This is a genomic window from Acidovorax sp. HMWF018 (genome assembly GCF_003061035.1).
Lineage (GTDB): Bacteria > Pseudomonadota > Gammaproteobacteria > Burkholderiales > Burkholderiaceae_C > Acidovorax > Acidovorax delafieldii.
Map to the genome: position 1 here is coordinate 1 of NZ_QAIM01000130.1, position 7,740 is coordinate 7,740.

Below are 7,740 nucleotides of genomic sequence, written 5' to 3' on the forward strand. Positions count from 1 at the left end.
GGCCAGGTCCTGCAGTTGGGTGATGCGTTCGCCCGCGCCGCGCGGGCGAACGCATCACCCAACTGCAGGACCTGGCCACCGTGGCCCGCCGCCTGCGCGAAGACCAAGAGCGCCGCGAGGCCGAAGACAAAGCCCGGCGCGAGGCCGCCGCCCGGGCCGAGGCCGAGCGCCACCTCTTCAGCCGCAGCGTGGGCCCCGTCACCCCACTGCGCAACCCGAATGTGGCGCGTCTGCGCCGCCACCAGCCGCCGCCGCTGCCGGTGCAGCACTGGCTGGACGAGGAACGGGTGCTGCTTGAATCCATCAGCGATGACTTCGACGTGAGTACCCTGCTCGACACCGACGACCAGTTGAGCTTTCGCCGCCCAGGCATTGGTGTGGAAGTAACCCGCCGCCTGCGCTCTGGCCACTGGAGCATCCAGCGCCAGCTGGACCTGCATGGCCTGCGCGTGGACGAGGCGCGCGAAGCGCTGGGCGACTTCATCCGTCATGCCCACAAGACGGGCCTGCGCTGCGTGCGCGTGGTGCATGGCAAGGGGTTGGGCTCGCCCGGCAAAAGCCCCGTGCTCAAAGGCCGCGTGCAACGCTGGCTGGTGCAGAAGAACGAGGTGCTGGCCTTCGTACAGGCGCGGCCCATGGATGGGGGCGCAGGGGCGCTCGTGGTGCTGCTGCAACCCGTTCTACGCAAAAATTCATAAAAATAGCTGCAAGCGCTACATCCATATGCGCTTGCAGCTATCAAAAGCAGAGCATTTCAGATGCCCTACAGCAGGCTGCTCCGTAGCGGTGCTACGAACGCATGCACCGCCACGGCCTCCGTAACAGGAGGGGGACGACTACTTGGACAGATCCACGCCGTACTTAGACGTGCCCTTGCCCGAGCCATCATCGGCCGCCAGCAGCGACACGTTGCCCAACCCGGCCGCCTGCGCCACGCTGAGGGCATTGGCGCCCGAGCTGAACACCACTGGACCCGCCACCGTGGCCTTGGCAAAGCGCCAGCTCTTGGCAGCGCCGTTGGCCGCGCGGGTCACTGCCGGGTTCTTGCGGATGTAGTCGATCACCACGTCGCGGTTGGCGTCGGGCGAAGCCCAGATGGTGCCTGAGCCGTCGAGCTTGTCGATGAAGCTCTTGCCGCTGGTCGCGCGGTAGTTATTGGTGGCGATCACGAACTCCTGCGCCGCGTCGATGGGCTTGCCCAGGTACGTCAGGTTCTTGATGCGGCTGCCCACGGGCTGGGTCACGTCGATCTCGTACTGCATGTCCGCCGTGGTGAACATGTCGAAGTTGTACCCAGGGAAGGTGCTGATGAGCTGCTGCTCGGTGGTCTTGGCCGGGTCGATCTGGTTGAAGCGCTTGGCGGCGGCTTCGAGCCAGTTCTTGATGTCCGCGCCGTTCACCTTCACCGCATACACGGTGTTGGGGTACAGGTACAGGTCGGCCGCGTTGTTGATGGCCAGCGGGCCCACCGCCACGTCGGTGTAGTCGGCCCCGCCCTGGAAACCGCTCTTGAACGGCGCACTCACGGACAGCACCGGCAGCTGCGCATACTGCGGCAGGCTGGCCTTGATGTAAGCCGCCACGTAGGCCTGCTGGGCCTGGTTCACGATCTGGATCGCGCCGGGGTCACCCACGTCGGCAAACAACGTGCTCATGCGGAAGTCGGTCTGGCCGATGGGTGTCTTCACGTACTGGATCGCGGCCTGGTGCTGGGTCTCGATCAGCGGGGCGATGGCGGGGTCGGCGTCCACGGTCACCGTGGCGCCTGCGGCATTCTTGTTCTGGATGTTGCGCAGCTCGCTCTTGCTGGCGGACTTGTTGACCACCCACTTGCTGCCGTCCCATTGCAACGCCAGTTGCACCACACCCAGGGCCTTGCCCCAGGAGCTGGCCATGACGGCAGGCACTCCGTTGATGGTGCCCGCCTTGTGGTCCACGCCGGCCAGGTTGAAGCTGGGCGTAGCGGCCGTGTCGGGGAACACGCCATGCTGGTGGCCCATCACCATCGCGTCGATACCTGCCACCTTCGACAGGTACAGGCCGGGGTTCTCCATGGTGGCCGAGTAGGCGGCACTGTCGAGACCGCCGTGCAACAAGGCCACCACGATGTCAGCCCCCTTGGCACGCAGCTCGGGCACGTACTTGTTGGCGGATTCGACGGCGCCTTCGGTGTAGACCTTGCCTTCCAGGTAGCGCTTGTCCCAGTTCATGATGCCGGGGGTGGTAAAGCCGATCACGCCGATCTTGATCGGCAGCTTCACTTCCTTGCCATCCGTACCCTTGGCCACCAGCGTGCGCTCCAGCAGCGTGTAGGGCTGCACCAGCGGCTTCTTGGTCTTATTGCTGTACACGTTGGCCAGCACGGCGGGGTAGCCAGCGCCAGCGCATTTCTTGGAGGGGTCCACGCCGTCCACCTCCAGCCCACCGCCCAGCACCTGGTTCAGGAAGGGCAGGCCGTAGTTGAACTCGTGGTTGCCCAACGTGCCCGCATCAAAGCCCAGCGCGCCCATGGCCTTGTACATGGACAGCTGCTGCGTGCACGGGATAGGGCTGATGCTGGCCTCGTAGTCGGCCAGCGCAGTGCCCTGGATGGTGTCGCCGTTGTCCACCAGCAGCGTGTTGGCAAACTCCTTGCGGGCCGCGCGCACCAGCGTGGCCGTGCGCTCAAAGCCGTAGCTTTTGTCTTCGGCCAGCTTGAAGTAGTCGTAGCTGCGCACGTTGAAGTGCAGGTCGGTGGTCTCCAGCACGGCCAGCGTGGCCGTGGCGCCCGCGTTGCTGCTGGCGTTGTCGCTGCTGCCGCCGCAGGCAGCCAGCGACGCGGCCAGTGCCACCATGCCCCATGCAGCCATGCGGCGTGAAACATGCGAAGGAGAAATCAGAAAGCCCAGAGTGCGTTCAGACATGAACAGTCCCGAATTGAAACAAGGGACCGAGTGTCTGGGCCAGGTTTGACAGCGGTGTGACGTGGCAACGTGGCCGCAACACTTGTGCTTCGTGCTGCGGTCAGTGCGCCTTGCAGCGACTCACTCGATGCGGTACACGTCGCCGTTATGCGGCGAGGCGCTTTCGTGAAACAGGTCTTCCAGAAACTGTGCCAGCTCATGCTCTTGGACAAAGTCGGGGATCACAAAACCCGACGGTGAGCGCTTGCCATCTGCGCCCACGCGGTAGGCCTGCCACAGCGCACCTTCGCGGCGCACTTCGACGATCCGGCCGAAAACATTAAAACGGGGGTAAGAGTTCAACGGTGCTGCCATGGGGTACCGATCTATCCTTCGGCCTCTTGCCGAAAACCATCACAGATCACTACCCATGCGGCTTTGGAGGCCACATGGATGTGCTTTTGGGGCGGGGTCTCGTAGGCGGTGTCCAAGGTACCCAGCGGCACGGCCACCCACTCGGTATAGGGGCCTTCGCTGTGCCACAGCAAGGGCGAGCCACACACCGAGCAAAACGTGCGCGTGACCGGGGGCGAAGACCGGTAGGTGCGCGTCAGCCCTTGCCCAGACACGAAGCGATGGTGCACACGCAACACGCTGCCATAGCTGCCAAACGCCGCACCATGCGCCTTGCGGCACATCGAGCAGTGGCAGTGCGATGCACCCTGCAATGGCGCCGTGGTCTCGTAACGCACGCCACCACACAGGCAACTACCTCGGTGCACAGCAGCAGGCGTCGTCATGGCGCCACCGACGCGATCAAGTCCACCTCCACCGTCGCGTTCTTGGGCAACTGCAGCACACCCACCGAGGTGCGGGTGTGGGCACCAGCCTCGCCCAGCACGGCAAACAGCACCTCGGAGGCACCATCGGCCACCTCGCTTTGCTGCGTGAAGGCAAGCGCCGACTGCACGTACACGGTGATGCGCAAAATGGATTGCACGGCATCGAGCGAACCCAGCGAGCGCTGCAGCAAGGCCAGCGCCCGCATCACACACACCTTCGCTGCTTTTTGCGCATCGGCCAGCGTGGCGACCGCCCCGGCAGCGCCCGTGACCACCACCGTGTCGCCCACGCGCGGGATCTGCCCGCTCAGGTAGATGTGGTGGCCGTCACGCACCAGCGGCACATAGTTGCCACCAATCTTGATCTCGCCCTCAAAGCTGTAGCCCAGTGCCTGGGCTTGTTCCTGAAATCTCGCGTCGCGTGACATGGACATGGGTCTCCTGAAAAAACTGCGGCCTTCGCAGCGGGCTACATGAAGCGCGCAAAAGGGTCTACCAGCGAGGCGATCGACACGGTGCCGGGCGCCCCACCCTCGTCACGCCGCGCCGATTCATGCCCTGCATGTACGGGCACGGCGGGCAAAGGCTGCATGCGGCGGCCATACACGCGCTGCACGCGGTCGTCGAGCGTGGGGTGGGTGTCCAGCCAGCGCTCCATGCGGCTGCGGCCGGGTACGTCCACCAGCAGCATGTGCTGCACGGCCGGGTGGGCCAAGCCGGTGTGGACGGGGTTCTCGGCATACCCGGCCGGGGTGTCACGACGCTGGGCCATGACCTTGCGCAGTACGCCACCCAGGCCATCGCGGCTGCGGGTCCATTGCACCGCGCGTGCGTCGGCCAGGTATTCGCGCTGTCGCGATACGGCGGCCTTGAGCATGCGGCCGGTGAGCCAGCCCGCAAAGCCCGCCACCATGATGGCCGACCCGAACCACCAGGCCAGGCCCCGACGCTCGCGCATCGTGTCGCCAAAGTTGTAGACCAGCTCCAGCCCGAACACCATGCCCGCTAGGCGCATCTTCAGGCGGGTGTCGCCCTCATGCAGATGGCTCAGCTCGTGCGCCACCATGCCCTGCATCTCTTCGCGGGTGAGGTAGTCCAGGGCACCCTGCGTCACGGCAATGACGGCGTCGCTCTCGTCCCACCCGGCAGCGAACGCATTGACGGCATCGGTGCGCGGCATGACCATGATCTGCGGGCGCGGCATGTGCGCGGCAATGCACAGCTCGTCCACGATGTTGGACAGCCGCTGCTCGGCGTGCGACAGCGACGGGCGCAACTCGCGCGCGCCCACACGCTGCGCCAGCTTGACACCGCCTGCGCGCAAGTTGGACGTCTCCACCCACCAGCCGCCCAGCACCAGCATCAGCGAGACACCCACATTGGCGGCCAGAAAACCTTGTGGAAAGGGCAAGTGCACGGGCAGCACCGCCACCATCAGCCACCAGGCCAACGCCAGGGCCGCGTGCACAGCCGCTACCAGAACGACCACAGCGAAGGCAAAACCCAGCAGCAAGCGACGCGTCTCGCTGCGCGCGTTTTGCTGGTGATCCCAGAACTTCATGCGAATGGAAGCGGAAGGGTCAGAACTTCACCCGGGGCGCGGCGCGCTCTTCATCGGACTGCGTGGATGCCAGCATGGGCGCGGGCGCAAAACCCAGCAGACGCGCGACGATGAGGTCCGGGAACTGCGCCGCCGCGTCGTTGAACTCCAGCGCCTGGTCGTTGTAGGCCTGACGTGCAAACCCCAGGCGGTTTTCGGTGCTGGTGATCTCTTCGGACAGCGACTGCATGGAGGCGTCGGCCTTGAGTTCAGGGTAACTCTCGGCCACCACCATCAGGCGGCCCAAGCTGCCGCCGAGTACACCCTCTGCCGCCGCCAGCGCGCCCATGGCGCTGGCGCTTTGCGGTGCGGCACGCACCGCCGCAGCCGCGCCCTGCGCCTGGCTGCGGGCCTTGATCACGGCTTCCAGCGTGGCGGCCTCGTGCGCCAGATAGCCACGCGCCACCTCTACCAGGTTGGGGATCAGGTCATAACGGCGCTTGAGCTGCACGTCGATCTGGCCAAACGCGTTGGCAATGCGGTTGCGCAACTGCACCAGCCGGTTATAGACCGCCACCGCCCACAAGCCCAACGCGACCAGCACAACGACCACGACCCATGCGGTTGCCGACATACCCCACCTCCTGTATTTGTTGGAGGGAGCATCTTAGAGCCTGTGGAGGCGGCCCCCCGGAAACATACCAGGGCGCCATTCAACGGCGCAAACGGGCACCACCTCGCGGGCGGGCTACACCCCTTTGTTGCGCATCCAGTCCGCCGTGCCCATGAAGCTTTCCTTCAGCCGCACGCGCAGGTCGGAGGGCACGCCGGTCTCGCCCATGGCCTGGTCCATGCAGGCCACCCATTGGTCGCGCTCCTTGATGCCGATGGCAAACGGCATGTGGCGCGCGCGCAGGCGCGGGTGGCCAAACTGGTCGGTGTAGTACGACGGCCCACCCAGCCATCCGCACAAAAACATGAACAGCTTTTGCCGCGCCTGGCCGAGGTCGCTGCCATGGGCGGCACGCAGCTCGGTGTAGCCGGGCTCCAGGTCCATCAGGTCATAGAAGCGCTCGGTCAAGGCGCGCACGCGTTTTTCGCCGCCGATCCATTCAAAAGGGGTGGTGGCCACGGGGGCGTCTGCGGCGGAGGAAGAGGGGGTGGATTCCATGGGGTTGGCAAGGAGAGGTTGCCAGACGGTGTCGGGAAGCCTTTGATTATAGAAATCAAGGGCCTTTCATTCGCCTTGTGGGACCTTGGGACAGCCGCACTCCGACACCCGATGCCCTGCCCTGCTACTCCAGCACCGCCCGCAGCTGCCGCGTGGTCACCGCCAAGCGCCGGGCGCCAATCTGGGCCAGGTTGTTCATCACTGTGAGGGCCGCCTCGGGGTACTGCCTTGCCCAGGCATCAAAATGTGCGCGCGACAAGCGCACCAAGTGCGCCGGGCCACGTTCGGCGCCCGCGCAGGCACTGCGGGCCGCACCATTGAGGAAGGCCATTTCGCCAAACGCCATGCCCGGACCGACGGTGGCCAGGCGCAAGCCTTTGTCGGGCGGCCACTGGGTGACCAGCGTGATGTGGCCGGACTTGACCACGAGGAGGTCATGGTCTGTATCCCCCGCATGAAACACCACGCCATGGGGCGGGACAGCCTGGGACACCAGCAGCGCCTGCAAGGCCTCGGCGGCGGCCTTGGGCACGCCCTCGCCCACCTCGCCCAGCACATCGCGCTCGGGGTGCGCGGGGCGTTGCTCGATGGGCCGCTGCGACAAGATGCCCACCTCGGCCCATTCCAGCGCCCGGTCCAGGTCGGCAAAGGCGCGCACATGCTCCCCCGCATGCTCGGCGGCCATGGGGTCCAGGGCTGCCACGGCCGCGGCGATGCCCTGCTGGTCCAGATCGCGCACCAGCGCCCGCAGTTGGGCCATTGCGGTGCTGTCCCACGCGGGCACGCGGCCCGCGTCCAGAATGACCCAGCGATGGCGCGGCAGCAGCAGCATGCGCACCTGCTCGGCCAAGTGGGCAGCCACGCCAAAAGACATCACGCCTTGCAGTTCAAACACCGCCACCTGGTTCATGCGCGGCGTCAGCCAGCTGTCCGATCCGGCACGGCGCAAACGCCGCGAGCGCAGCTCGCCATCCAGACGCACATGGCGCAGCACCGTGGCGGCAGAGTCGTGCAGCAGCACAAACGTGGCCACCACCAGGCCAGCCACCAGCGCCCCCACGCCCCCCATCACGGCAAACACCAGCGCCACCAGCCAGCTTTGCGCCCAGGTCACCCGGGACCGACGGGCATAGCCCAACGACCACATGAGGCCCGGCACCTGCATCAGCCCCGCCAGCACCAGCCCCCCGGCAAGACAGGCCATGGGCACCCAGTGCAGCCACCACGCCCCGGTGACCGCCACCCCCAGCATGATGGCGGCGTGCCAGCGCGGGGCATCGCGCGAGGCCCCCGCCTGCGCCAGCA

Annotated in this window: 9 protein-coding genes; 1 reads left to right on the forward strand and 8 read right to left on the reverse strand. The window is 66.1% G+C overall.

All coding sequences use genetic code 11. The features are described 5' to 3' along the window. The first annotated feature begins 71 nt into the window (after window positions 1–71). Entirely contained in the window at window positions 72–698 is a 627-nt protein-coding gene (locus DBR23_RS05050; RefSeq protein ID WP_233250283.1) for a Smr/MutS family protein, read from the forward strand. A 138-nt stretch (window positions 699–836) separates the two neighbouring features. Here DBR23_RS05050 and DBR23_RS05055 read toward each other — a convergent pair whose 3' ends face one another. The 8 genes from DBR23_RS05055 to DBR23_RS05090 all read right to left on the reverse strand — a co-directional run. Next, window positions 837–2,849, reverse strand: coding sequence for a bifunctional 2',3'-cyclic-nucleotide 2'-phosphodiesterase/3'-nucleotidase (locus DBR23_RS05055; protein WP_233250284.1), 2,013 nt, complete (start codon window positions 2,847–2,849; stop codon window positions 837–839). Between the two features lie 174 nt (window positions 2,850–3,023). Further along, window positions 3,024–3,257 carry a hypothetical protein gene (locus DBR23_RS05060; protein WP_056747424.1) on the reverse strand — a complete coding sequence of 78 codons (234 nt, stop codon included), beginning with the start codon at window positions 3,255–3,257 and terminating at the stop codon, window positions 3,024–3,026. Between the two features lie 11 nt (window positions 3,258–3,268). Continuing rightward, entirely contained in the window at window positions 3,269–3,682 is a 414-nt protein-coding gene (locus DBR23_RS05065) for a GFA family protein (RefSeq protein ID WP_233250282.1), read from the reverse strand. After that, window positions 3,679–4,152 carry a RidA family protein gene (locus DBR23_RS05070; protein ID WP_199227635.1) on the reverse strand — a complete coding sequence of 158 codons (474 nt, stop codon included), beginning with the start codon at window positions 4,150–4,152 and terminating at the stop codon, window positions 3,679–3,681. The genes DBR23_RS05065 and DBR23_RS05070 overlap by 4 nt, the downstream gene beginning before the upstream one ends. A 41-nt stretch (window positions 4,153–4,193) precedes the next feature. After that, complete coding sequence (locus DBR23_RS05075) at window positions 4,194–5,285, reverse strand: M48 family metalloprotease (protein ID WP_108497516.1); 1,092 nt, start codon at window positions 5,283–5,285, stop codon at window positions 4,194–4,196. A gap of 19 nt (window positions 5,286–5,304) precedes the next feature. Next, a complete protein-coding gene (locus DBR23_RS05080; RefSeq protein WP_056060837.1) occupies window positions 5,305–5,898 on the reverse strand; it encodes a LemA family protein in 594 nt (197 codons plus the stop codon). A 114-nt stretch (window positions 5,899–6,012) separates the two neighbouring features. Continuing rightward, complete coding sequence (locus tag DBR23_RS05085) at window positions 6,013–6,435, reverse strand: group II truncated hemoglobin (RefSeq protein ID WP_108497517.1); 423 nt, start codon at window positions 6,433–6,435, stop codon at window positions 6,013–6,015. Window positions 6,436–6,559: 124 nt separating this feature from the next. Continuing rightward, on the reverse strand, window positions 6,560–7,740 hold a 1,181-nt coding region (locus DBR23_RS05090), incomplete at its 5' end, for a cyclic nucleotide-binding domain-containing protein (protein ID WP_146191228.1).